This window comes from Pseudoruminococcus sp. (genome assembly GCF_047012705.1).
In the GTDB taxonomy this organism is placed as follows: Bacteria; Bacillota; Clostridia; order Oscillospirales; family Acutalibacteraceae; genus Pseudoruminococcus.
In genome coordinates this window covers 159,638-183,476 of the sequence record NZ_JBKXNW010000006.1, presented here as the reverse complement: position 1 = coordinate 183,476, position 23,839 = coordinate 159,638, and the positions used below count along the sequence as shown (strand labels likewise).

The window sequence follows — 23,839 nt, the reverse complement described above, 5'->3', positions numbered from 1 at the left end:
TTAAGATAAAATAAATACTGCATTAAATTTATATTACGGAGGAAACTTGAGTGTCAAAGCTAGTTATTGTTGAGTCACCTGCAAAGGCTAAGACAATTAAAAAATATTTAGGTTCGGGATATGAGGTTGTTGCCTCTATGGGTCATATAAGAGATTTGCCCGAAAAGCGTTTGAGCGTTGATATAAGACATGGCTTCAAGCCAAAGTATGATATAATTAAGGGCAAGGAAGAACTTGCTGATGAACTTAAAAAGCGTGCTGCAAAAAGTGAAGAAGTTTTTCTTGCAACCGACCCTGACCGTGAGGGAGAGGCTATTTCTTGGCACCTTGCATATTTGCTTGATTTGCCGCTTGATGAGAAAAACCGTGTTACATTTAATGAAATTACTCAGACTGGTGTTACAAACGGTATGGCTAATCCACGCTGTATAGATATAGACCTTGTTAATGCACAGCAGGCAAGGCGTATTCTCGATAGGCTTGTCGGTTATAAGCTTAGTCCGTTTCTTGCACAGAAAATCAGAAAAGGTCTTTCGGCAGGTCGTGTTCAATCTGTTGCAGTAAGAATTATTGTTGATAGAGAAGAACAGATTCGTGCATTTAAGCCGGAGGAATATTGGACTATTGATGCAAAGTTTATTCCAAAGGGTGAACGCAAGGCTTTCCCTGCGTCACTTTATGATAATATCGAGGGAACACTTCGCATTAAGGATAAAAATAGTAGCATAAAGCTTGATATTCGCAATGAGGAAAAAGCTAATCAGATTCTTACTGAACTCGAAAACGAAAGCTTTAAGGTTGGCAAGGTTAAGAACGGAAGAAGAACAAGAAAGCCTGCTCCACCGTTTATTACTTCAACTTTGCAACAGGAATGTTCAAGAAAGCTTGGCTTCCAGTCTAAGCGTACAATGCGTATTGCTCAGGAACTTTACGAAGGTGTTGAGATTGAGGGAATGGGTGCAGTCGGTTTGATTACCTATATGAGAACTGACTCTCTAAGACTTTCTGATGATGCACTTAATAGTGCAAGAGATTATATTCAGCAGAGATGGGGAGATAAATATCTTCCTGCTGAACCAAGAAAATATAAATCTCGTTCAAACGCTCAGGACGGACATGAAGCTATTCGTCCGACAACGATAGAGCTTTCACCTGATAAGGTTAAGGATAGCCTTACACCGGAACAATATAAGCTTTATAAAATCATTTGGGAGCGTTTTATTGCTTGCCAGATGTCTGATTGTATTCATAAGACAACATCAGCAGAAATCCTTGCAGGAAATTATATTTTTAAGGCATCGGGTTATCGTGTGGATTTCGATGGATTTACAGTCCTTTATGTTGAGAGTAAGGACACTGATGAGGAAAGCGAACAGGAACTTCCACCACTTAAAGAGGGTATGGAACTTCGTGTAAAGACTATTTCGCCGAATCAGCATTTCACACAGCCACCAGCAAGATATACAGAGGCATCTTTGATTAAGGCTCTTGAAGAATATGGAATTGGCAGACCGTCAACCTATGCGGCGACTATTTCTACAATTACATCAAGAGAGTATGTTAAGCGTGAATCTAAAACCCTTATTCCAACTGAATTGGGAGAAGTTATAACTAAGCTTATGAAAGAGCGTTTCCCTAAGATAGTAAATGTAAAATTTACCGCTCAGATGGAAAGTGACCTTGATACAGTTGAAGAGGGTAAGTGCAAGTGGCAGGATTTGCTTGCTAATTTCTATGGTGATTTCGATAAAACTCTTAAAAAAGCTAAAGAGGAAATGAAAGATGTTAAGATAGAACTTGAGCAGGATAAAACAGACATTACTTGTGAACTTTGTGGCAGACAGATGGTTGTTAAGTTTGGAAGATATGGTAAGTTCATTGCTTGTCCGGGTTGGCCTGAGTGTAAGAACATCAAAAAATTTGTTGTTAAGGCAGGCGTTCATTGTCCGAAATGTGGCGGAGATGTAATAGTAAAGAAAACTAAGCGTGGCAGAGTATTCTATGGTTGTGAAAATTACCCTGAATGTGATTTTGTTTCTTGGTATATGCCATCAGAAGAAAAATGCCCGAATTGCGGAGCTATTCTTTATAAGAAAGCCGGCAAGAAGCCAACACTTTTCTGTCAGGCAGAGGGTTGCGGTTTCTCAAAACCACTTGAAGAAGAAAATTGATTTTTAGCTGTTATTGGAGGTTTATATGGCAACATGGAGTGGCATACGAAATAAGCTGGAAAATGAATATCTTGCACAATCATTGAGAGGGCATATTCAATATTTTGTTACCTCATATAGTAAAGCTCCAGACCACTATGGTCGTGTTGCTATTCGTTACGATGGCAAGGAAATATTCAGAACTGATTATTTTGATTGGGATATGACTGCTTGGCTTAGTGATTTGAGATTATGTAATGAATATCCTGATAAATCTCGTTTGGAATGTTGGAAAATAGCTAACAATGAAACGATTAACAGCGGAAAATTCAGTCATGATATTTTTTATGATTCATTTAGCGAATTTGATAATCAGGGTATTGAAAAAAGTCTTAGCAGTGAAAATGCCATTGTGAGAATGTTGGCTATATTGGATAGACGAGTAGGCAAACGCAGACTAATTTCAATGAAAGATAGAATAAAAAATGAACCTGATTGGATAAAGAATTTCTATTGTTTGAGAATGAATGCAGAAAACCTAAGCTTGGATAAAGAATTATAAAAAGTTTTATTCTTTGGTTTAAAAGAGGTGAAATAATGTATATAAATGTAATCGGTGCAGGATTGGCGGGCTGTGAGTGTGCTTATCAGATTGCTAAGCGTGGCATAAATGTTAGGCTTTTTGAAATGAAGCCGACAAAAAAGACAGCTGCACATAAGAGCGATTTGTTTTGCGAACTTATTTGCTCAAACTCTCTTAAGGCACTCAGAATAGAAAGTGCCGCAGGTTTGCTCAAAGAGGAAATGCGTAGGCTCGATTCTCTCTTGATGAAATGTGCAGATAAATGTGCTGTTCCTGCTGGAGGCGCTTTAGCAGTAAATAGAGACGATTTTTCTGCTATGGTGACAAAAGAAATCAGAAATAATCCGCTAATTGAAGTTATTGAAAAGGAAGTTACAGAAATTCCGAATGATGCGATTACTGTTATTGCGGCAGGACCTCTTGCAAGCGAAGCATTATCCGCAGAGATACAGAAAATCTGTGGTGGCGGATTGAGCTTTTTTGATGCGGCGGCTCCGATTGTAACAGCCGAAAGCATTGATATGGAAAAGGCATTTTTCGCTTCAAGATATGACAAGGGCGGAGATGACGCTTATATTAACTGCCCTATGAATAAAGATGAATACGAGGCTTTTTACGAGGCTTTAGTTTCAGCGGAGAGAACGCCTTTGCATGGTGTAGATGTTCAGAATCCTAAGGTATACGAGGGCTGTATGCCTGTTGAAATACTTGCACAGCGTGGACACGATACACTTCGTTTCGGGCCGATGAAGCCTGTCGGTTTGCGTGACCCGAGAACAGGACACAGACCTTGGGCGGTTTTACAGCTTAGGACAGAAAATGCAGAAAAATCGCTGTATAATTTAGTCGGATTTCAGACAAATCTGAAATTTCCAGAGCAAAAGAGAGTTTTCTCTATGATACCTGCTTTGTACGATGCGGAATTTATTCGATATGGAGTTATGCACAGGAATACTTTTATTGATTCGCCGAGAATATTAAATTCAGATTTTTCTATGAAAGAAAATTCAAATATTTTCTTTGCAGGACAGATTACGGGTGTAGAGGGTTATATGGAATCAGGTGCAAGCGGACTTATTGCAGGAATTAACGCGGCAAGACGATTTAACAATATCAAAACAATAACTCTACCGAGAGAAACAATGATAGGTGCTTTGTCACGATATATTGCAGATGAGAGTGTTAAGGATTTTCAGCCGATGGGAGCAAACATCGGAATACTTCCTCCGCTTGAAGAAAAAATTCGTGATAAAAGGGAGAGAGCGGCTAAACATTCGGCTTGTGCATTAGACGCTCTTGAAAAAGTAAAGGTCGATTTCGCACTTGCTTAAAATCAAAAGAAAGGTCGGTAAATCGCAATGAAAATTATAGTTGATGCATTCGGCGGAGATAACGCACCCTTAGAAGTAATTAAAGGTTGTGTTAAAGCTCTTGAAGTTTATAATAATATTGAGATTGTCCTTGTAGGAAGCAAGGAAATTATTGAAAAGACCGCAAAAGAAAATAATATATCAATCGCAGGAATCAGTATAGAGGACGCTCCTGATGTTATAACAATGGAGGACGAGGCCGGCGATATTATGAAGTCAAAGAATCAAAGCTCTATGGCTGTTGGTTTAAAGCTTCTCGCAAGCGGTGGTGCAGATGCCTTTCTTTCTGCTGGAAACAGCGGTGCTTTGATTATGGGTGCAACTATGATTGTTAAGCGTATCAAAGGTATTAAAAGACCAGCGTTTTCTCCACTTATGCCAAAGGTAGAGGGACAGGTTCTTTTGATAGACAGTGGCGCAAATGTTGAGTGCCGTCCTGAAATGTTACAGCAGTTCGGTATTATGGGTTCGGTTTATATGGACAAGATATGCGGAATTAAAAATCCTCGTGTCGCTCTTGCAAATGTTGGCACAGAGGACCATAAGGGCGGCGAGCTTCAGCACAAAGCCTTTGCTTTACTTAAAGAAGCGCCGATTAACTTTATCGGAAACATAGAGGCAAGAGATATTCCGCACGATGCGGCTGATGTAATTGTTGCTGATGGTTTTACCGGAAATATTATTGTAAAAATGTATGAGGGTGTTGCATCTGCTCTTATGCTTAAAATCAAAGAACTTTTTATGAAAAATTTCAAAACAAAGCTTGCGGCTGCACTCGTTCTTAAAGACATGAAAGAACTTAAAGAATATATGGACTATAATAATTATGGTGCAGCTCCTATTATGGGTGTGGCTAAGCCTGTTCTTAAAACTCACGGCAGTGCTAAGGCGGATACTTTTATCAGTGCGATTAAATCAGTTATAGATTATACAGAAAAAGATGTTATCGGAGAAATTCAGCGTGAGCTGGAAGTTCTGAAAAATGGAGGCTGATGAGTTATGAATGCTCAAAGAAAAACTAACTTAGATGAGCTTGAAAACGCTATCGAATATAAATTTAAAAACATTAAGCTTCTGAAAAATGCTTTGACTCATTCATCATATGCGAATGAATCTAAGCACGGTGACAAAAGCAATGAAAGACTTGAATTTTTAGGCGATTCTGTTCTTAGCATTGTTGTTTCGGACTATATTTTTAAAAATTGCCCGAACTATCCGGAGGGCGACCTCAGCAAGCTGAGAGCGGCTCTTGTCTGCGAAAAGACATTATCTAAATTTGCAAGAACAATACACCTTGGAGATTTTATAAGATTAAGTCATGGAGAGGCAAATCTTCATGGCAACGAGCGTCCGTCAATCCTTGCTGACGCTTTTGAAGCACTTATTGCGGCTATTTACCTTGACGGGGGAATAGAACCAGCCGGAAGATTTATTATGGATTTTGTAAAGCCTGAGATAGATTCTCCAAGAAGCTTTAGCTTTAAGGATTATAAGACAACTTTGCAGGAAATTATTCAAAAAAATCCTGAAGAAAGAATAACATATGTTCTTGTTGGCGAAAGTGGTCCTGACCACGATAAGCACTTTACTGTTGAGGTAAGACTTAACAGCAATAAAATCGGCAAGGGTGGCGGAAGAAGCAAGAAGGAAGCTGAACAGCAGGCAGCAAGAGAAGCATTGGAGTTGATGGGATATTGAAACACTCAAATGTAGCAATTTTTGTACCACATAACGGTTGTCCACATAATTGCAGCTTTTGCAATCAGCGTGAAATTACAGGACAGCAAAGCCAACCTTGTACAAATGATGTAAAGAACGCAATAACTATCGCGAGAGAAAGTCTTAAAGAGAATACTAAAAATGCAGAAATTGCATTTTTCGGCGGAAGCTTTACGGCTATTGATAAGGCTTATATGGAAAGTTTGCTTTCAGCCGCCGCTCCTGTTGTTAAGTCAGGTGAATTTGCGGGTATAAGAATTTCAACCCGTCCGGATGCTATTGATAGCGAAATTCTTGATATACTTCATAAGTATGGAGTTACTGCAATAGAGCTTGGTGCTCAAAGTATGAATGATGAGGTTCTTGCGGCTAACGAAAGAGGTCATACAAGAGCCGATATTATAAATTCCTCAAAGATGATTTCTGAGGACGGTTTTTCTCTTGGACTGCAAATGATGACAGGACTTTATAAGAGCAATGATGAGCGTGACAGGGAAAGTGCCTACGAAATAGCCGACCTCAATCCTGATACGGTCAGAATTTATCCTACGGTGGTTATCAAGGGAACAGAGCTTTATGAACTATATAGGTCTAAGGATTATCAGCCGCAGACGCTCGAGGACGCTGTAAAGCTTTGTGCTGAACTTTTGCTGTACTTTGAAAACCGACATATAAATGTCATTCGCTTAGGACTGCACGATAGCGACAGTCTGCGTGAGGGTATGGCGGCAGGAGCATTTCACCCTGCTTTTCGTGAACTTTGTGAAAGCGAGATTATGTATAGCAACTGTATAAAGGAGCTTGAAAAGAGCGGTATACATAAAGGTACAATAGAGGTTTATGTCAATCCTCGTTCGGTTTCGAGGTTTGTCGGACAAAAACGCAAAAATATTGATAGGTTAAATCGACTTGGATTTAATGTAATAGTTCGTCAGGAAATGCGTTTGGAAAGATACGAGGTGAAGCTTCGGCAAGTTCCAGATTGCGGTTGATACAAACTGACTTAGGAGAATAAAAAGTGAAAAATACGACTTTTGGAAAAATCGGTTCAGCAGTTACAGGACTTGCTGTTTTGGCATTTGCGATATCTATGATATTCGGACTTTTTTTAAATACAATTTTTGCAAGCTGTCTTTCAAGTATATTTATAGCTATTGGATTTATCCCCTTTATGGCTGCTCTTAATGAGAATAATGATAAGGAAAATAAATCCTGTGGTGTTGTTGCAATGTGTTTTGCTTCAATATATGCAGTGTTGGTTTTTATAGTATACTATGCAGAGTGTACTACTGTACATATGAATACAGGTTTGAGTGAAGAAGTTCTGTCGATTATAAGTTATGGTAATACAGGAAGTCTTTTTTTCAATTATGACTTATTGGGTTATGCATTTATGGCGTTATCTACATTCTTTACAGGCTTGAATATTAAAGCAGTTGATAAAAAGAGCAAGTGTCTTAAAATACTTCTTATGATACATGGTATATTCTTTGTTTCTTGCTTTTTTGTGCCTATGTTTCCTGTATTTACATCGGAAACAGATGACATATTCGGAACAATTTTACTTGAAGTATGGTGCATTTATTTTTTGCCGATATGTATATTGGGATATAAGTGTTTTTCAGATAAAAAGCTCGAAAAATAGTTTTACCTTTCAAACAATTAAGGGCAAAGCTCTTAACATTTAATCTATAATGTGGTGATACAGTGATATTAAAATCCCTTGAGCTTCAAGGCTTTAAAACTTTTCCGGATAAGACCAGACTTAGCTTTACTAAGGGAATAACAGCAGTTGTTGGTCCTAACGGAAGCGGAAAAAGTAATATAAGTGACGCTATGCGTTGGGTTCTCGGTGAACAGTCACCGAAAACTTTGCGTTGCTCAAAGATGGAAGATGTCGTATTTAACGGTGCAAAGAATCGTAAAAGAACAGGCTTTGCACAGGTAACCCTTACTATTGACAACAGCGACAGAACTCTTGATTTTGACAAAGACGAGGTTTCCGTTACAAGAAGATATTATCGTTCGGGCGCAAGTGAATATCTTATAAATAATACCGTAGTTCGTTTGCAGGATATTCATGAATTGTTTATGGATACAGGTCTTGGCCGTGACGGATATTCTATGATTAGTCAGGGCAAGATTGATTCTATCGTTGCAGCAAAGAGTGAGGACAGACGAGAGATTTTCGAGGAAGCGGCAGGAATTTCACGCTATCGTTACAGAAAAGCTGATGCAGAACGCAGACTTGGCAGAACCGAAGAAAATCTTGTTCGTTTGCGTGATATACTTTCTGAACTCGAAGGTCGTGTAGAGCCACTTAGAATACAATCAGAGAAAGCAAAGTCGTATCTTGAATATGCGGAAGAGAAGCGTGGTCTTGAAATAGGCTTGTGGCTGAAAACTATTGATAAATCTACAAGGCTCTTGAGAGAGCAGGAGGATAAAATAGCAATAGCACAAAGCCAATATGACGAAACGCAAAAGGCTCTTACGGATATTGAGGCTAAAACTGAAGAACTTTTCTCAAAGCAGAGCGATATTACAGCGAAGATTGAAACCTTGCGTTCAGAAACTTCCCGTCTTGACGAGGAGGCGGCCGGTAAGCGTGCAGAGGTTAATGTTCTTCAGAACGACATATTTCATAATCAGGAAACTGTTTCAAGAATTGCATCAGATATAGACGAAACAAAACGCAGTTCTGTTGAGATAGATGCAGAAATTGAGAAAAAACATCAGCTTATCAAGGATAAAGAAACAACGCTTTCAAGGTTAAAGGACAGCCTTAATACATATCTTGAAAAACTTAATACCTTGCGTGACGGTGAAAGCGAAAGCAGTGACAAGCTTATGTCAATAAATGCAGAGCTTTCTAAGCTGACAGCAGAGCTTGCCGAAGTTAATGTTAAATATATGACTTCGGGAACATCAATTTCTGAGATAAGTGCAAGAATGGATTCCTTTGAAAACAACATTAAGGAAAGAACATCTCAGATTGAAACACTCAAAAAGATTATCGCAGACTATGGACAAATGCTTTCCGATTGCGATGAGAAAATAACTGAACTTACCAATGTTTCTAAGGGCTGTGAACTAAGACTTGAGCAAAAAAGCCGTCAGTGCGAGGAATTGAAAGCAGGTTCCGAAAAGCTCCGCCTTGACAGTGAACAGCTTTTCAGAAAAGCAAAACTTTTAGAGGATTTAGAACGCAACCTTGAGGGCTTTGCTGCAAGCGTTAAGACAGTTATGCGTGAGGTTAAAAATGGCGGTTTGACTGGAATACACGGACCTGTTTCAAGAGTTATTTCCGTTCCTAAGAAATACAGCACGGCTGTTGAAACAGCTCTTGGCGGTGCTATGCAGAACATAGTTACAGATACAGACGCAGACGCTAAAAAGGCTATTGCATTTTTGAAACGCTGTAACGGTGGTCGTGCAACTTTCCTGCCGATTGCGACTATTAAAGCAAGAGATTTCAATGAGCGTGGCTTGGAGCAGTGCGAGGGCTTTATCGGCGTAGCTTCCGAATTATGCTCCTGTAAGGATTGTTATAAGGGTATTCTTGGCTCTTTGCTTGGCAGAATTGTTATAGCGGAAAATCTCGACTGTGCTGTAAATATTGCAAAGAGGTATAATTACCGTTTTAAGGTTGTTACACTTGACGGACAGGTTGTCAATGCGGGTGGTTCGCTTACCGGTGGTTCTCTTGCAAAAAGTGCCGGACTTCTTGGCAGAGCAAGCGAAATAGAGAGCATCAAGAATCAAGCACAAAAACTTAAAGAAGATTTTGAACAGGTTAACGAAAAGTTAAGACAGGCGTCGGAGCAAAGTTCTAAGATAAAATTTGAACTTTCAACGGCTCAAAGCGAACTGTATATTATGCAGGGCGATAAGGTTAAGATTGAGGCTGAAAAAAAGAGCCGTGAATCTGAAATCGAAAGCACTCAAAAACTTCTTGCAGAACTTAATACAGATTATGCAAGGTCTGATGAGAGAATAGAATCGCTGAAACTTGAACGCGAAGAGGCCGAAAAACTTACTCAAGAATATAAGCAGAAAATAGCTGAACTTGAATCTCTTGCGGGAACTCTTTCAGGAAGTAGGGAAGAACTTCTCAAAAAAAGAGAGGAACTTTCAAACGGTTTGCAGGAAACAAGACTTTCCATTGTTACAACTGAAAAGGATATTGAGGCTCTCAATGCTGATATAGAAAGTTTTATACTCAGAAAAAATTCGGGAAGTGGCAGAATTGAAGCTCTTAATGCTGAGAGCGAGAACATAAAGGCAAAGAATGTTGAGCTTAAAGCTAAGATTGCCGAACTTACTGCACAGGCGAATGCACTTTCTGAACAATCTAAGGGCAATTCAAGCCTGATTACTGAACAATCACAGGTAAGAATAGAACTTGAAAAAAAGCAAACAAAACTCCGTCAAGACGAGCGTGAGGAAACTGCAAAGCGTGAACGCTTAGGTGGTGAATTGGCAAGACTTTCTGAAAAGAAAGATAATCTCCAAAATGAGTATGACACAATTATTTCTAAGCTTTGGGAGGAATATGAGCTTACTAAGCGTGAGGCAGAGGAAAAAGCTCCTGAAATTCCAGATGTTCCTAAGGCACAACGCAGACTTTCGGAATTAAAGCAAAAAATCCGTGCTTTAGGAAGTGTCAATGTTTCGGCTATTGATGAATATAAGGAAGTCAGCGAAAGATACGAATTCCTTAAAACTCAGATTGGCGATGTTGAAACCTCAAAAGCAGAGTTACTTAAACTTATAGATGAACTTACACATCAGATGCAGGATATTTTTGTAGAGCGTTTTGCACTTATAAACGAAAACTTCAAGCAGACTTTCTTGGAGCTTTTTGGAGGCGGAAGCGGAGAGCTTTCGCTCACAGACCCAGACAATGTTCTTACAACGGGAATTGAAATCAAGGTTTCACCTCCGGGAAAGATTGTATCTCATATTGAGCTTTTGTCTGGTGGAGAAAAAGCTCTTGTTGCAATCGCGCTATATTTTGCTATAATGAAAGTAAGTCCTGCGCCATTCTGCGTGATGGACGAAATAGAGGCGGCTCTTGACGATGTTAATGTTGACAGATTCGCACAATATCTTCGCCGTATGAATGACAAGACGCAGTTTATATGTATATCGCACCGCCGAGGGACTATGGAAGAAGCTGATGTACTTTATGGTGTTACAATGCAGGATGAGGGTATATCTAAATTGCTTGAATTGAGAGCATCTGAAATTGAGCAAAAACTTGGTTTAAAGGCTCGATGAAATTTTATATGGAAGTGATATGTTGATTCCGGTTCTAATAATATTTATCACCATAATTTTGCTTCTTTTTGTAAGAAAGCAAAAAGAAAATTATACTATTGTGAATCTCAAAAGAAAAAAAGGAGATAAAGAGAAAATGTTGGAACTAGCAAAAAACTTTATAGATAAAGAATGTATTATATATACATTCAATGGCTCTTCAATTCAGGGAACTATAAAGGAGATTCCAAAAAATGCCTTGCTTTTGGAAACAGGAAATACTGTTGAAGCTGTAAACCTTGATTTTGTTGTGAGAATCAGAGAATATCCACGAAAGAAAAACGGAAAGAAAAAATCAGTAGTTTTGGATTGAGTCTTAAACAAATTCTTGTAGTAAAGGAATGATAAACAATATGGGTTTATTCAAGAAAATAAAAGAGGGACTTAAAAAGACAAGGGACGCCATTGTCGGTCAGATTGATACAATGCTCAAGTCCTTTACAAAGATTGATGAAGAACTTTTTGAGGAACTTTTGGAATTGCTTATTATGGGCGATGTAGGTGTAACAACCTCAGAGCATATTTGTGATGAGCTAAGAAAAAGAGTTAAAAAAGAGGGTATTACCGACCCTGCAATGATTCACGATTTATTGGCTGATGTTATTGCCGATATGCTTGGCGATTCAAATGAATTGATGATAAATACAAAGCCGTCAATCATTCTTGTAATAGGTGTAAATGGCGTCGGTAAAACTACTACTATCGGAAAGATTGCTGCAAATCTTGTTCGTTCCGGAAAAAAGGTTACTCTTGCCGCCGCCGATACGTTCAGAGCCGCTGCTATAGACCAGCTTGAAATCTGGGCAGAGCGTTCAGGTGCGGATATTGTTAAGCAACAAGAAGGTTCGGACCCTGCAGCTGTTGTGTTTGATGCAATTTCTTCGGCAAAGGCTAAGGGCAGCGATGTAATTATTGCAGATACAGCAGGAAGACTTCACAACAAAAAGCATCTTATGGACGAGCTTGCTAAGATTAACAGAATTATCGACAGAGAGCTTCCTGATGCTGATAAAGAGGTTTTGCTTGTACTTGATGCAACAACAGGTCAAAATGCGGTTAATCAGGCAAGAGAATTTCAGAATGCCGCAGGAATTACAGGTATTGTTCTTACAAAGCTTGACGGTACAGCTAAGGGCGGTGTCGTTCTTGCGATTATGGACGACCTTAAAATTCCGGTTAAATATATCGGCGTCGGAGAACAAATTGACGATTTACAACCATTCAATCCATCAGATTTTGCAAAAGCGCTTTTTACAAATGATAACAATGAAGAATAATGAACTGCCTATTTTACAGGAGGTTATAATATGATTTATATAGCTGCTACACATAACGAAAATAAAATTAAAGAATTTGACAGAATTTTAAAGCCACTCGGAATTTCAGTTATTTCTGCAGAGGAATGTGGAGAAAAATTGCCAGAGGTAAATGAAACAGGAAAAACTTTTGCAGAAAATGCAGAACTTAAAGCAAAGAGTGCTTGCGAAGCAACAGGTATGCCTGCTATTGCAGATGATTCAGGACTTATGGTCGACGCTCTTGGCGGCAGACCTGGAGTTTATTCTGCAAGATATGCGGGTGAGGGTGCGTCTGATGAGGAAAAGATTGAAAAGCTTATGATTGAGCTTAAAGATACGCCTGATGGTCAGCGTACAGCACATTTTGTTTGTGCTATTTGCTGTTACTTCCCTGATGGCAGTAAGATTGAGGTTGAAGGCTCTTGCGATGGTTCAATCGGTTTTGCTCCGAGAGGAAACAATGGTTTTGGCTATGACCCGATTTTCTTCACAGATGATAACAAAACATTTGCAGAGCTTTCAAGCATACAAAAGGACGCTATGAGCCATAGAGGAAAGGCGCTTAGAGCTTTAGCTGAAAAACTAAGAGAAAAATTAAAAGAAAAGAAATTTTAAGGAGATATTATGACAAGTAAACAAAGAGCATTTTTGCGTTCTCTTGCAGTTGATATTGATACTATCATTATGGTAGGCAAGGGCAATATGAATGAAAATATTATTAAGCAAGCTGATGACGCTTTAGCGGCTCGTGAGCTTATTAAGGGAAAGGTTCTTAACTCTGCGGAGATTACTCCAAGAGAGGTTGCTGAAGAAATCGCAAAGTCAACAAACAGCGAGGTCGTACAGGTTATAGGTTCAAAGTTTGTTCTATATAGAAGAAATGACAAAGAGCCTAAAATCATTCTTCCAAAGACATCTAAGAAAAAGTAATTGATATAATGTGAGTTTGATAATAACTTTGGAAAATTATTAAGTTCAAGGCTTTAACTGACATTTATTTTTTGTAGGGACCCCCCTGCGAGGGTTCCCTACGAAAAACATTCCGCTGGAATGTTTTTCTACCCTCCTGCGCTTTGAGGAGTATAAAAGAATTTCGCCGTCTGCGGACGGCGAACAAAGGCTCTGCCTTTGGAAACTGCGAGCCTTTGAAAAGGCTCGAGCGAAACTTTTAAGTTAAAAATTTAGACGCGAATAGCAAGTTTTAATTTAACAAAAAAGTAGAACGCGTCTTGACAGCGGAGGCACTCCGCCTCGAGCGAAACTATTAAGTTTAAAAATTTAGATGTGAATAAAAGATGGGGTGAAATGTGTGCGGATAGGAATGTTTGGCGGAAGCTTTAATCCAATACATAACGGACATATTCAGCTTATAAAAGGAATTATCAGTGAGCTTAATCTTGATAAACTTCTTGTTGTACCGTCATTCTTACCACCGCATAAATTGGTTGAATCACCTGTTTCTCCGCAGGACAGAATAGCAATGTGCAAGCTTTGTATTTCTGATATTCCAAAGGTGGAAATTTCTGATATAGAAATTAAGCGTGGCGGGAAAAGCTATACCTATGAAACCTTGCAAGAATTACATTCTATCTATCCCACTGATGATTTATTTCTGATTATGGGAGCGGATATGTTTCTTTCAATAGAAACATGGAAAAATCCAGAAATAATCTTTAAGCTTGCGAAAATATGCGGAGTTCCGAGAAAAGGAGTCGGTGGCAGACAAGAGCTTATCGACAGAGAAACTTTTCTGAAATCAATAGGTGCTGAAACACAGGTGCTTAACCTTACCTTGCCGGAAGTTTCATCAAGTGAAATCCGAGAAGCTATCAAGAATGGAAAGTCTATTGATAAACTCGTTCCTAAGCGGGTTGAAAATTATATTCTTGAAAAAGGTTTGTATTTATAGAAATATTAATTAATAATAAATTTGATTTTATAAATGAAAATATAGTTGCATATTAACCTGTATTTTTAAGGTGGTTTTATGAATATAGAAACAGAAAGATTGCTCATCACAGAATTTGATTTGTCAATGGCAGAAAGTGTTCATCTCAATTCTCTTGATGAGGATAACCGAAAATTTGTTCCTGACGAGGTTTTTGAAACTGTTGAAGAAGCAAAAGAAACTCTTGAATATTTGATTGAGCAATATAATGGCGAAAGTGGCCCTTATGTATATCCTATTTTATTAAAAAATGGAAAAAATATTGGATATGTTCAGGCTGTTCTCATTGACGAGGGCTGGGAAATAGGTTATCATATAGGAAAAGAGTTTACAAAGCACGGTTATGCGACAGAAGCTGTAAAAGCCTTTTTACCTGTAATTATGAAAAAAATGAATATAGATGCTATTTTTGGTATTTGTCTTGCTGATAATGTTGCCTCAAAAATTGTTTTAGAGCGTACAGGTTTTATAAAGCTATTTGAGGGTGTTGGAAATTATCAGGGAGAAAACAGGAAAATTTGTAGATATATTTACAGAATGGCATAATTTATATTGCTTTTTAAGCAGATGTAAACTCTGATTTTTATAAAATTGCTTGGAGGTTTTATATTGTGAATATCAAGGATTACGAAAAAATTATTCGTCCAAGATTAAAGGACGCTCGCTTTGAACATTCTAAGAATGTATCTAAGGAGGCTGTGCGACTTGCGAAAAAGTATGGTGCTGATGTAGAAAAAGCTGCTATCGCAGGAATTTTGCACGATATTACAAAAGAAACCTCAGAGAAAGAACAGCTTGAAATTATGAAGAAAGCCGGAATAGAGCTTTCTCCGCTCGAGGCAAACTCAACAAAGCTTTGGCACGCAATTTCGGGAAGCGGATATATTAAGGTTGTTCTTGGAATTGACGATGAAGATATTCTCAATGCGGTTCGTTATCATACAACGGCAAGAGGTGGAATGTCATTGCTTGAAAAGATAATTTTTATTGCTGACTTTACATCTGCCGAAAGAGATTATGAAGGTGTAGACGAAATTCGCAAGGCGGCTGATAAAAGTCTTGAGGCAGCTATGATTGAAGGACTTAGCTTTAGCATAGAGGATTTGGCTCATAGACGACTTGCAATAGCAAGGGATACCCTCGACGCATATAACGAGGTTATTCTCAAGAAAAAATAAATTTATGGAGGAAATATATGACATCATTAGAAACAGCAAAGATGGCTGTTAAGGCTCTTGACAGCAAAAAGGCACTTGATATTAAGGTTATAAAAATTAAGGATATTTCTGCGATTGCAGATTATTTTGTAATTGCAACAGGTACTTCAAGCACTCATGTTAAGGCTCTTGCTGATGAGGTTGAAGCACAGCTTGACGAATCCGGAATCAGCGTAAGCCATGTTGAGGGCTATCGCTCAAATTCTTGGATACTTCTCGATTATGTAGATGTAGTAGTCCATGTTTTCTCTGACGAGGCAAGAGAATATTATGACCTTGAAAGATTATGGCAGGACGGAGAAATTATTGATATAGAATAATCTATGATAAAATTAAAAGTTTCGTTCGGACTTTTTAATAGGGCAAAAACTATTACAATAGACAACGAAACACTTGATGCAAGCGGTGAATAACTGCAAAATTGCAACTAAGGAGAGAAATAAATTGAGCTTTGAAAAAAAGTATGACCACAAGAAAATTGAATCAAAATGGCAGAAAATCTGGGAAGATAAGGGTGTATTCCATGCAGAGCAGAATAGCAAAAAGCCTAAGTTCTTCGCTCTTGTAGAATTTCCATATCCATCAGGACAGGGACTTCATGTAGGACACCCACGCTCATATACTGCTCTTGACATTGTTTCAAGAAAAAGACGCTTAGAGGGCTATAATGTCCTTTATCCAATCGGTTGGGACGCATTCGGACTTCCAACAGAGAATTTTGCTATTAAGAATCATATTCACCCTGCCGAAGTTACAAAGCAAAATGTAGCACATTTTAAGGCACAGCTTCAGGCACTTGGTCTTTCATTCGATTGGAGCAGAGAAATCAACACAACCGACCCTAAATACTTTAAGTGGACACAGTGGATTTTCCTACAACTATATAAGCATGGTCTTGCATATAAAAAAGAAATGGCTGTAAACTGGTGTACTTCTTGTAAGTGCGTTCTTGCAAATGAAGAGGTTGTTGGCGGCGTTTGTGAAAGATGCCATAGCGAAGTTGTAAGAAAGGTTAAGTCACAGTGGATGCTCAAGATTACTGAGTATGCAGAAAGACTTATCAATGACCTTGACCTTGTTGACTACCCTGATAGAGTTAAGGCACAGCAGAAAAACTGGATTGGCCGTTCAACAGGTGCGGAGGTTGATTTCTCTACAACTATGGGTGATACACTTACTATCTATACAACTCGTCCGGATACTCTCTATGGTGCAACATATATGGTTATCTCTCCTGAGCATCCACTTATTGAGAAGTGGGCAGATAAGCTCACAAACATAGATGAGATTCGCAACTATCAGTATGAGGCTTCAAAGAAGTCTGACTTCGAGCGTACAGAGGTTGCTAAAGATAAGACAGGTGTTAAGCTTCAGGGTGTTGAGGCTATAAATCCTGTAAATGGTAAGCGGATTCCTATTTTCATTTCTGACTATGTTCTTGTTTCTTACGGAACAGGTGCTATTATGGCCGTTCCTGCACACGATACTCGTGACTGGGAGTTCGCAAAGAAGTTCGACCTTCCGATTATCGAGGTTGTTAAGGGCGGAAATGTTCAAGAAGAAGCATTTACAGATTGTGCAACAGGAATTATGGTTAATTCCGGAATCCTCGATGGACTTACTGTTGATGAGGCTAAGAAGAAAATAGTTGAGTTCCTCGCAGAAAAGAAAGTTGGACATTCAAAAGTTAATTATAAGCTTCGTGACTGGGTTTTCTCTCGTCAGAGATATTGGGGTGAGCCTATTCCGATTGTACATTGCCCTTGTTGCGGAACAGTTGCACTTCCTGAAAGTGAACTTCCGCTTGAACTTCCTAATGTTGAATCATATGAACCAACAGATAACGGCGAATCTCCACTTGCAGCTATCGACTCATGGGTAAATACAACTTGCCCTAAGTGCGGAAAGCCGGCAAAGCGTGAAACAGATACAATGCCACAATGGGCAGGTTCATCTTGGTATTTCCTCAGATATATGGACCCACACAATGACGAGGCTCTTGCATCTCCAGAAGCATTGAAGTACTGGTCACCTGTTGATTGGTATAATGGCGGTATGGAGCATACAACTCTCCATTTGCTTTATAGCCGTTTCTGGCATAAGTTCCTGTATGATATTGGTGTAGTTCCTACTCCGGAGCCATATGCAAAGCGTACAAGCCACGGTATGATTCTTGGCGAAAACGGCGAGAAGATGAGTAAATCAAGAGGCAATGTCATAAATCCTGATGATATCGTAAATGAATATGGTGCAGATACTATGCGTGTTTACGAAATGTTTATCGGTGACTTTGAGAAAGCTGCTCCATGGAGTACATCAGGTATCAAGGGAAGCAGAAGATTCATTGAGAGATATTATGGACTTGCATCAATGGTTACAGACGGAGGTATTCGTCCTGAACTCGAAAGCAACTTCCATAAGGCTATAAAGAAAGTTTCTGAGGATATTGAAACATTGAAATTCAATACAGCTATTGCAACTCTTATGGCTCTTATCAATGATATTTATAATACAAAGTCTATCACAAGAGAAGAACTTCGTATTTTTACAATTCTTATGAATCCATTTGCACCTCATGTTACTGAGGAAGTTTTCAATGAGCTTAAACTCGGCGAAGGACTTGCTTGCGAGCAAGAATGGCCTAAGTATGATGAGAGCAAGTGCAAGGACGATACAGTTGAAATTGCTGTTCAGGTTAATGGTAAGCTTCGTGCAAGAATTACAATCGAGGCTGACGCAGACCAAGAGACTGCTCTTGCTGCTGCAAAAGCTGAACCAAAGGTAGCAGAATTTACAGAGGGCAAAAATATAATCAAAGAGATTTATGTTAAGGGCAAGCTTGTAAATATTGTTGCAAAATAAAATTCGGAAAAAATAAACAAATTTTATAAAATCTCTTGACAGAATCAAGCTTTATATAGTATAATACAACTTGTATCGTATGACACAATACCCCTGCCGTATGGCGGATGGGAGGGAAGATAAATGGCTGAAATCAGAATTAAGGATAACGAATCTCTTGAGAGTGCGCTTAGAAGATTTAAGAAACAGTGTGCAAGAGCTGGCGTTATTGCTGAAGTTCGCAAGAGAGAGGCTTATGAGAAGCCTTCTGTAAAGCGTAAAAAGAAGTCTGAAGCTGCTCGTAAGCGTAAGTTTAAGTAATAACGAGAATTTCAGAATTATCGCAATTAAATAACAAAAATTGAGGGTCTGCCTTGAATTGTCAGCCGTATTAATCCACGGCAGACGTTTCAGGGCAGATTTTTTTGCAAGTATTAAAAAATTTATGATGTTTAAAAAGATTGAAAAATTAAAGGTTGTGATTCGGTGATTAAGCCGACAGTGGCTTTTGTATCTTTTAGAGATATTTCAGTTGAGTTCCTAAAAGAAAATAATATAGATGCGATTTTACTTGATGTTGATAATACAGTATCCCCGCCTTCATCTAAGAAAATTTATGATGGAGTAGTGGAATGGCTTGATGAAATTAAAAAAAGTGGCATCGAAGTTGTAATATGTTCAAATAATTTCAGAAAACGAGTTTATCCATTTGCAGAGAGTATAGGACTTGATTGCGTAGCAATGAGCCTTAAACCTTTACCGTTTGGCTTTATTCGTGCCGAAAAAAAACTTTCTGTAAAGCCCAAAAATGCTTTGGTTATTGGTGACCAGATTTTTACAGATATACTTGGCGCAAAACTTGCCGGAATGAAATCCGTACTTCTTGTGCCGCAATCTCCAGATAAAGGCAGAACTATAAAGCTTCGCAGAAAGATGGAACTTCCTATGAGGAAAAAACTTTACGGAGAAGATTATTTATCTAAATATAATCTTTTAGAAAGAGATGATAAGAAATGAAAAAAATTCTTGTTTTACTTGGGCCTAATCTTAATATGGTAGGCATAAGAGAGAAGGCGATTTATGGTAAAGAAAATGCAGAAAGTATAAATGAAGATATTCTTGAGAAAGCAAAGTCACTCAATATTGAGTGTGAGATATATCAATCAAATCATGAGGGCGATCTTATAGATAGGATTCACGCCGCTTATAGAGAAAATGTCAGCGGTATTGTTATAAATGCAGGTGCGTTGACCCATTATAGTTATGCTTTGCGTGACGCTATTGCATCAGTTGAGGATTCTATTCCAACTATTGAGGTGCATATGTCAAATGTTCATACCCGTGAGGAGTTTAGGCATAAGTCTGTAATTTCACCTGTATGCAGAGGCGTTATTGCAGGCTTTGGCAAAAATGGATATTTCTATGCCCTTGAGGAGCTTGCTTGAATTTACCACTCATAATATTGTCTGATAAGTGTAAATGATACATTTATGGCTCTGTTATTTAAATAGGGTTTAAAGGGAGTTTTTAAAATGACTAAAACAAGAGAATTAGCTCATATGATTCCGTCTTATGCAGATGCGGCTCTGATATATTCGCAGAATAACCGCAAATATTTCACAGGCTTTGTTTCATCGCTTGGTTATTTGCTTGTTACAAAGCGTGACACATATCTTTTCGTTGATTTTCGTTATGCTGAGGCTGCGAGGGCTGTTGCAAAGAACTGCAAGGTTATTCAGTTCAGAAAGTTTACTGATAGCCTTAAGGAAATTATAGAAAAAGAAAATCTTCGTGTAATTATGCTCGAAAGTTCAGCATTTACCTTTGAAATGTATAATTCAATGGAAGATACTTTCAAGCTTTGCAAGGTAAGTACAATTAAAAATGACGAGCTTGATAGAATCATTGCCAAGATGCGTGGTATAAAAACTGAGCAAGAAATTGAGCTTATGCAGAAAGCAACAAATCTTACAGAGGAGGCTCTTACTGAAACTCTTAAAAAAGTTGAGGTTGGAGCTTGCGAAAGAGATTTAGCTTTGTTTATGGAAATGTATATGCGTCAGCATGGTGCGGTAGGCGTTGCTTTTGACTTGATTATAACTTCTGGCAAAAAGACATCTATGCCACATGGTGTTCCTGATGACAAAAAGCTTGAATATGGCGACCTTATTACCCTCGATATTGGTGCAGATGTAGAGGGTTATAAGAGCGATATGACAAGAACAGTTGCTCTTGGAGCAGTTAGCGACTATCAGGCTAAAGTATATGATATAGTAAAGACTGCACAGCAAGCCGCACTTGATAAAATTAAGAGCGGTGTCAGCTGTGGAGAAGTTGATAAGACAGCTCGTGATATAATCTATAAAGCAGGTTTTGAGGGTTGTTTTGGACACGCAACAGGACACGGTGTAGGTCTTGATATACACGAAAAGCCAAGCCTTTCTCCAAATAATTGCTTTAAGCTTGAAAGCGGAATGGTAGTGACAAGCGAACCGGGAATTTATCTTGATAACGAATTTGGTGTAAGAATTGAAGATATGGTTTTTGTTACAGAAGATGGTTATAAGAACTTTAATTCATTTACTAAGGATTTAATTATTCTCGGAAATTGACCCATATATTGTTAAATTTTTGTATATTTTGGATTGTGTTTAGATTAAATGGTTGCAATTTTTGCTTGTTTATTGTATACTTGAATATATGAGAGCAATATGTGCAGTATTGCCTTGAATATGAAACGAGATATTCTTAAAATAACAGGAGGATTATTTAATGATTTCAGCAGGTGATTTCAGAAACGGCGTAACATTTGAAATGGACGGCAATGTAGTTTCTATCGTTGAGTTCCAGCATGTTAAGCCTGGTAAGGGTGCGGCTTTCGTTCGTACAAAGATTAAGAATGTTATTACAGGTGCAGTTGTTGAAAAGACTTTCAACCCAAACGATAAGTACCCAACAGCTTTCATTGACAGAAGAGATATGGAATATCTCTATACAGATGGCGACCTCTATTACTTCATGGATAACGAAACTTACGAACAGCTTCCTATCAACGCTTCAACACTTTCTGACAACTTTAAGTTCGTTAAGGAAAATATGGTATGTAAGGTTCTTTCCTATAAAGGAAATGTTTTCGGCGTTGAGCCGCCTAACTTTGTTAAGCTTGAGGTTACTCAGACAGACCCTGGTTTCAAGGGCGATACAGCTACTAACGTAACAAAGCCAGCAGTTCTTGAAACAGGCGCAGAAATTAAGGTTCCGCTCTTTATCAACGAGGGAGATCTTATTGAAATTGATACAAGAACAGGCGAATACATGGCTCGTGCATAATTTATTTTAATTATATTATCAGAATCTTAAAAATCGGAAGGAGCGTTTAAAAATGGGTATAAATGAAAAGGCAGCATACATTAAGGGCATGATTGATGGTATGGACCTTGATAAGAGTGATAAGACAGTCAGGGTTTTGAATGCGGTTGTAGACCTTCTCAATGAGGTCACTGGCAAGGTTTCTGACTTGAATGATGCTTATGATGAACTTTGTGAACAGGTCGATGAGATTGATGAGGATCTCGCATCTCTTGAAGAAGATTATTATGAAGACTTCGAAGATGATGACGATGATTATGTTGACGAGGACGATAACTTCTATGAGGTTACTTGCCCAAGCTGTGGCGAAACAACCTATATGGACGAAAATACGCTTCTTGAGGGCAGTATTTCCTGCCCAAAATGCGGTGAAGAACTTGAGTTCGATTATTCCGACCTCGAAGATTCAGATGATGATAGCTCCGATAGTGACGGTGATGAGGACAAGGAGTAATTCCTTGGCTTTGTTGCGGACTAAATGAGTTTGCAAGCGGGATTCTGCTCAAAAAATGCAGGATTCCGCTTACTTTGTATTAGAGAAAGGGAGATTTTATTGCTGATTAGTGTATTAAGAAATGCTTTTAGTGGACAAGGTTTAGACCTTATGAGTGTTATTGCGAGTATATTGGCGTCATTGCTTGTAATTTTTGTAATGCTTCCGTTTCACGAATTTGCTCATGCAACGGTTGCCGGCTGGTTTGGAGATAAAACGGCAAAAATGCTCGGCAGACAAACACTTAATCCATTAAAGCATATAGATTATGTTGGTGCATTATTGCTGTTGCTTTTTGGTTTTGGTTGGGCAAAGCCTGTTCCGGTAAACCTTGACCATAGGAAGAATCCAAAGGGTGCAATGGCGGTTGTTGCTTTGGCAGGTCCCCTTGCCAATCTGCTTGCGGGTATTGTAGGCGGTTTGCTTATAAATCTTGTTTTAGCAATAGACCCTATGGCATTATTGATTTTTAGTGGAAAATCAGTTGGTATTTTATCATATATTGTTCTTTTCCTATATTACTTTATGGCCATAAATATTTCACTCGCCGTTTTTAATTTGATTCCTATACCACCGCTTGACGGTTCTAAGATACTTATGGCATTTTTGCCAAATAGAATTTGTTATCAAATCCAGCGCAACGAGGCAATGATTTCTATGATTCTTATGATTGCTATTGCTTTTGGTGCATTTAGTGGACCGCTTTCAGTTGCTCAGAGCTGGCTTACAAGCGGAATATTAAATTTAACAGCACTTCCATTCTCAGGAAGTCCGTTTAATCCAAATTTTAGTCTATTGTAATGAATAAGGCGGTTAAAAATGGAAAAAATATCATATAAACTTCCTGCCTTTGAAGGACCGCTTGATTTACTTTTGCATCTTATCAGCAAAAATAAGCTTAATATCTATGATATAAGTATTTCAGAGTTGCTTAATCAATATATGGAGCATCTCGACCTTATGAAAGAAAACAATATGGATGTTGCCAGCGAATTTCTCGATATGGCATCAAGACTTGTAGAAATTAAATCCTATGAGCTTTTACCGAAATATGAAGAGGGTGAAAAACTCAAGGAAGAACTTCAGGGACAACTTCTTGAATATCAAGAGTGCCGAAAGGCTGCCAAAAAGCTTGGCGAGATTGTCAGCTTTGATAATTATTGTCGTAATCAGATTAAGATGAAATGTGACACAAAATATAAACGAAGTCACGACCCGTCTGTGCTTGTTGCGGCATATATGGCAGCGGTTGGTCGAGGAAAGAAAAATCTTCCGCCGTCTGATGAGGCATTTTCGGTTATTGTCAGACGAAAGATTGTTTCAGTTTCATCGAGAATTATAGGTGTAATGAGAATTTTGTGGGGCGGAAAGCCGGTCAGATATTCAACATTATTTGATGACAGCGAAAGTAAAAGCCAGATGGTTGCGACTTTCCTTGCTGTACTTGAATTGATTAAGGGCAAAAGAGTCCGTGTTGAGGGTGACGGTGAAGAAGCTCAAGTTCAAATGCTGCAAAGGCGGTGATAAGT

At 38.5% G+C, this 23,839-nt stretch carries 25 protein-coding genes; all 25 read left to right on the top strand.

Translation table 11 applies throughout. From position 1 onward, the window contains the following. Nucleotides 1-50: 50 nt before the first annotated feature. The 25 genes from topA (at nucleotide 51) to ACLU24_RS07730 (ending at nucleotide 23,834) form a co-directional block, all read left to right on the top strand. On the top strand, nucleotides 51-2,171 hold the full coding sequence (topA, locus tag ACLU24_RS07850) for a type I DNA topoisomerase (protein WP_412611616.1): 2,121 nt from the start codon (nucleotides 51-53) through the stop codon (nucleotides 2,169-2,171). 25 nt (nucleotides 2,172-2,196) lie between these two features. Then, nucleotides 2,197-2,712 (top strand): SF0329 family protein, encoded by a 516-nt coding sequence (locus ACLU24_RS07845; protein ID WP_412611615.1) that lies wholly within the window; start codon nucleotides 2,197-2,199, stop codon nucleotides 2,710-2,712. A gap of 35 nt (nucleotides 2,713-2,747) precedes the next feature. Continuing rightward, the gene (gene trmFO, locus ACLU24_RS07840; protein WP_412611613.1) at nucleotides 2,748-4,064 is read left to right on the top strand and encodes a methylenetetrahydrofolate--tRNA-(uracil(54)-C(5))-methyltransferase (FADH(2)-oxidizing) TrmFO; all 1,317 of its coding nucleotides are present in this window, start codon (nucleotides 2,748-2,750) and stop codon (nucleotides 4,062-4,064) included. A gap of 27 nt (nucleotides 4,065-4,091) precedes the next feature. Continuing rightward, nucleotides 4,092-5,096 (top strand): phosphate acyltransferase PlsX, encoded by a 1,005-nt coding sequence (plsX, locus tag ACLU24_RS07835; protein WP_412611612.1) that lies wholly within the window; start codon nucleotides 4,092-4,094, stop codon nucleotides 5,094-5,096. A 6-nt stretch (nucleotides 5,097-5,102) separates the two neighbouring features. Then, nucleotides 5,103-5,801 (top strand): ribonuclease III, encoded by a 699-nt coding sequence (rnc, locus tag ACLU24_RS07830; RefSeq protein ID WP_412611611.1) that lies wholly within the window; start codon nucleotides 5,103-5,105, stop codon nucleotides 5,799-5,801. Then, entirely contained in the window at nucleotides 5,798-6,814 is a 1,017-nt protein-coding gene (locus ACLU24_RS07825) for an elongator complex protein 3 (RefSeq protein ID WP_412611609.1), read from the top strand. The genes rnc and ACLU24_RS07825 overlap by 4 nt, the downstream gene beginning before the upstream one ends. A 26-nt stretch (nucleotides 6,815-6,840) precedes the next feature. Next, entirely contained in the window at nucleotides 6,841-7,467 is a 627-nt protein-coding gene (locus ACLU24_RS07820) for a hypothetical protein (RefSeq protein ID WP_412611607.1), read from the top strand. A gap of 62 nt (nucleotides 7,468-7,529) precedes the next feature. Then, nucleotides 7,530-11,105 (top strand): chromosome segregation protein SMC, encoded by a 3,576-nt coding sequence (gene smc, locus ACLU24_RS07815; protein ID WP_412611605.1) that lies wholly within the window; start codon nucleotides 7,530-7,532, stop codon nucleotides 11,103-11,105. Between the two features lie 136 nt (nucleotides 11,106-11,241). Further along, nucleotides 11,242-11,457 (top strand): DUF6897 domain-containing protein, encoded by a 216-nt coding sequence (locus tag ACLU24_RS07810; RefSeq protein ID WP_412611603.1) that lies wholly within the window; start codon nucleotides 11,242-11,244, stop codon nucleotides 11,455-11,457. A 40-nt stretch (nucleotides 11,458-11,497) separates the two neighbouring features. Continuing rightward, nucleotides 11,498-12,421, top strand: a complete 924-nt coding sequence (ftsY, locus tag ACLU24_RS07805; RefSeq protein WP_412611600.1) for a signal recognition particle-docking protein FtsY — start codon at nucleotides 11,498-11,500, stop codon at nucleotides 12,419-12,421. Between the two features lie 30 nt (nucleotides 12,422-12,451). Beyond that, nucleotides 12,452-13,057: an XTP/dITP diphosphatase gene (locus ACLU24_RS07800; RefSeq protein WP_412611599.1), complete on the top strand. Its 606-nt coding sequence runs from the start codon at nucleotides 12,452-12,454 to the stop codon at nucleotides 13,055-13,057. Nucleotides 13,058-13,063: 6 nt separating this feature from the next. Then, nucleotides 13,064-13,372 (top strand): ribosome assembly RNA-binding protein YhbY, encoded by a 309-nt coding sequence (yhbY, locus tag ACLU24_RS07795; RefSeq protein ID WP_412611635.1) that lies wholly within the window; start codon nucleotides 13,064-13,066, stop codon nucleotides 13,370-13,372. A 379-nt stretch (nucleotides 13,373-13,751) separates the two neighbouring features. Continuing rightward, nucleotides 13,752-14,351, top strand: coding sequence for a nicotinate (nicotinamide) nucleotide adenylyltransferase (gene nadD, locus ACLU24_RS07790; RefSeq protein ID WP_412611598.1), 600 nt, complete (start codon nucleotides 13,752-13,754; stop codon nucleotides 14,349-14,351). Between the two features lie 78 nt (nucleotides 14,352-14,429). Then, entirely contained in the window at nucleotides 14,430-14,936 is a 507-nt protein-coding gene (locus tag ACLU24_RS07785; protein ID WP_412611595.1) for a GNAT family N-acetyltransferase, read from the top strand. A gap of 65 nt (nucleotides 14,937-15,001) precedes the next feature. Next, nucleotides 15,002-15,568 (top strand): bis(5'-nucleosyl)-tetraphosphatase (symmetrical) YqeK, encoded by a 567-nt coding sequence (yqeK, locus tag ACLU24_RS07780; protein WP_412611592.1) that lies wholly within the window; start codon nucleotides 15,002-15,004, stop codon nucleotides 15,566-15,568. A 17-nt stretch (nucleotides 15,569-15,585) separates the two neighbouring features. Continuing rightward, a complete protein-coding gene (gene rsfS, locus ACLU24_RS07775; protein WP_412611589.1) occupies nucleotides 15,586-15,927 on the top strand; it encodes a ribosome silencing factor in 342 nt (113 codons plus the stop codon). A gap of 124 nt (nucleotides 15,928-16,051) precedes the next feature. Next, nucleotides 16,052-18,469 (top strand): leucine--tRNA ligase, encoded by a 2,418-nt coding sequence (leuS, locus tag ACLU24_RS07770; protein ID WP_412611587.1) that lies wholly within the window; start codon nucleotides 16,052-16,054, stop codon nucleotides 18,467-18,469. A gap of 123 nt (nucleotides 18,470-18,592) precedes the next feature. Further along, the gene (rpsU, locus tag ACLU24_RS07765; RefSeq protein ID WP_022263647.1) at nucleotides 18,593-18,769 is read left to right on the top strand and encodes a 30S ribosomal protein S21; all 177 of its coding nucleotides are present in this window, start codon (nucleotides 18,593-18,595) and stop codon (nucleotides 18,767-18,769) included. 165 nt (nucleotides 18,770-18,934) lie between these two features. Further along, nucleotides 18,935-19,465 (top strand): YqeG family HAD IIIA-type phosphatase, encoded by a 531-nt coding sequence (locus ACLU24_RS07760; protein ID WP_412611586.1) that lies wholly within the window; start codon nucleotides 18,935-18,937, stop codon nucleotides 19,463-19,465. Next, nucleotides 19,462-19,893, top strand: a complete 432-nt coding sequence (gene aroQ / locus ACLU24_RS07755; RefSeq protein WP_412611584.1) for a type II 3-dehydroquinate dehydratase — start codon at nucleotides 19,462-19,464, stop codon at nucleotides 19,891-19,893. Before ACLU24_RS07760 ends, aroQ begins: the two co-directional genes overlap by 4 nt. Before the next feature lie 87 nt (nucleotides 19,894-19,980). Beyond that, a complete protein-coding gene (locus ACLU24_RS07750; RefSeq protein ID WP_412611581.1) occupies nucleotides 19,981-21,060 on the top strand; it encodes a M24 family metallopeptidase in 1,080 nt (359 codons plus the stop codon). Between the two features lie 160 nt (nucleotides 21,061-21,220). Then, complete coding sequence (gene efp / locus ACLU24_RS07745; protein WP_022263643.1) at nucleotides 21,221-21,778, top strand: elongation factor P; 558 nt, start codon at nucleotides 21,221-21,223, stop codon at nucleotides 21,776-21,778. 52 nt (nucleotides 21,779-21,830) lie between these two features. Beyond that, a complete protein-coding gene (locus tag ACLU24_RS07740; protein ID WP_412611579.1) occupies nucleotides 21,831-22,271 on the top strand; it encodes a CD1247 N-terminal domain-containing protein in 441 nt (146 codons plus the stop codon). Nucleotides 22,272-22,370: 99 nt separating this feature from the next. Beyond that, entirely contained in the window at nucleotides 22,371-23,111 is a 741-nt protein-coding gene (locus ACLU24_RS07735) for a site-2 protease family protein (RefSeq protein WP_412611577.1), read from the top strand. Nucleotides 23,112-23,129: 18 nt separating this feature from the next. Then, complete coding sequence (locus ACLU24_RS07730; protein ID WP_412611574.1) at nucleotides 23,130-23,834, top strand: segregation and condensation protein A; 705 nt, start codon at nucleotides 23,130-23,132, stop codon at nucleotides 23,832-23,834. Nucleotides 23,835-23,839: the final 5 nt, after the last annotated feature.

What these genes read in the sequence shown, in the direction of transcription:
- ACLU24_RS07845 (WP_412611615.1), top strand. Translation starts at nt 2,197, where the DNA reads ATGGCAACATGGAGTGGCATACGAAATAAGCTGGAAAATGAATATCTT.
- ACLU24_RS07730 (WP_412611574.1), top strand. Translation starts at nt 23,130, where the DNA reads ATGGAAAAAATATCATATAAACTTCCTGCCTTTGAAGGACCGCTTGAT.
- aroQ (WP_412611584.1), top strand. Translation starts at nt 19,462, where the DNA reads ATGAAAAAAATTCTTGTTTTACTTGGGCCTAATCTTAATATGGTAGGC.
- trmFO (WP_412611613.1), top strand. Translation starts at nt 2,748, where the DNA reads ATGTATATAAATGTAATCGGTGCAGGATTGGCGGGCTGTGAGTGTGCT.
- efp (WP_022263643.1), top strand. Translation starts at nt 21,221, where the DNA reads ATGATTTCAGCAGGTGATTTCAGAAACGGCGTAACATTTGAAATGGAC.
- rsfS (WP_412611589.1), top strand. Translation starts at nt 15,586, where the DNA reads ATGACATCATTAGAAACAGCAAAGATGGCTGTTAAGGCTCTTGACAGC.
- ACLU24_RS07740 (WP_412611579.1), top strand. Translation starts at nt 21,831, where the DNA reads ATGGGTATAAATGAAAAGGCAGCATACATTAAGGGCATGATTGATGGT.
- plsX (WP_412611612.1), top strand. Translation starts at nt 4,092, where the DNA reads ATGAAAATTATAGTTGATGCATTCGGCGGAGATAACGCACCCTTAGAA.
- rnc (WP_412611611.1), top strand. Translation starts at nt 5,103, where the DNA reads ATGAATGCTCAAAGAAAAACTAACTTAGATGAGCTTGAAAACGCTATC.
- rpsU (WP_022263647.1), top strand. Translation starts at nt 18,593, where the DNA reads ATGGCTGAAATCAGAATTAAGGATAACGAATCTCTTGAGAGTGCGCTT.
- ACLU24_RS07800 (WP_412611599.1), top strand. Translation starts at nt 12,452, where the DNA reads ATGATTTATATAGCTGCTACACATAACGAAAATAAAATTAAAGAATTT.
- ACLU24_RS07810 (WP_412611603.1), top strand. Translation starts at nt 11,242, where the DNA reads ATGTTGGAACTAGCAAAAAACTTTATAGATAAAGAATGTATTATATAT.
- ftsY (WP_412611600.1), top strand. Translation starts at nt 11,498, where the DNA reads ATGGGTTTATTCAAGAAAATAAAAGAGGGACTTAAAAAGACAAGGGAC.
- ACLU24_RS07750 (WP_412611581.1), top strand. Translation starts at nt 19,981, where the DNA reads ATGACTAAAACAAGAGAATTAGCTCATATGATTCCGTCTTATGCAGAT.
- ACLU24_RS07785 (WP_412611595.1), top strand. Translation starts at nt 14,430, where the DNA reads ATGAATATAGAAACAGAAAGATTGCTCATCACAGAATTTGATTTGTCA.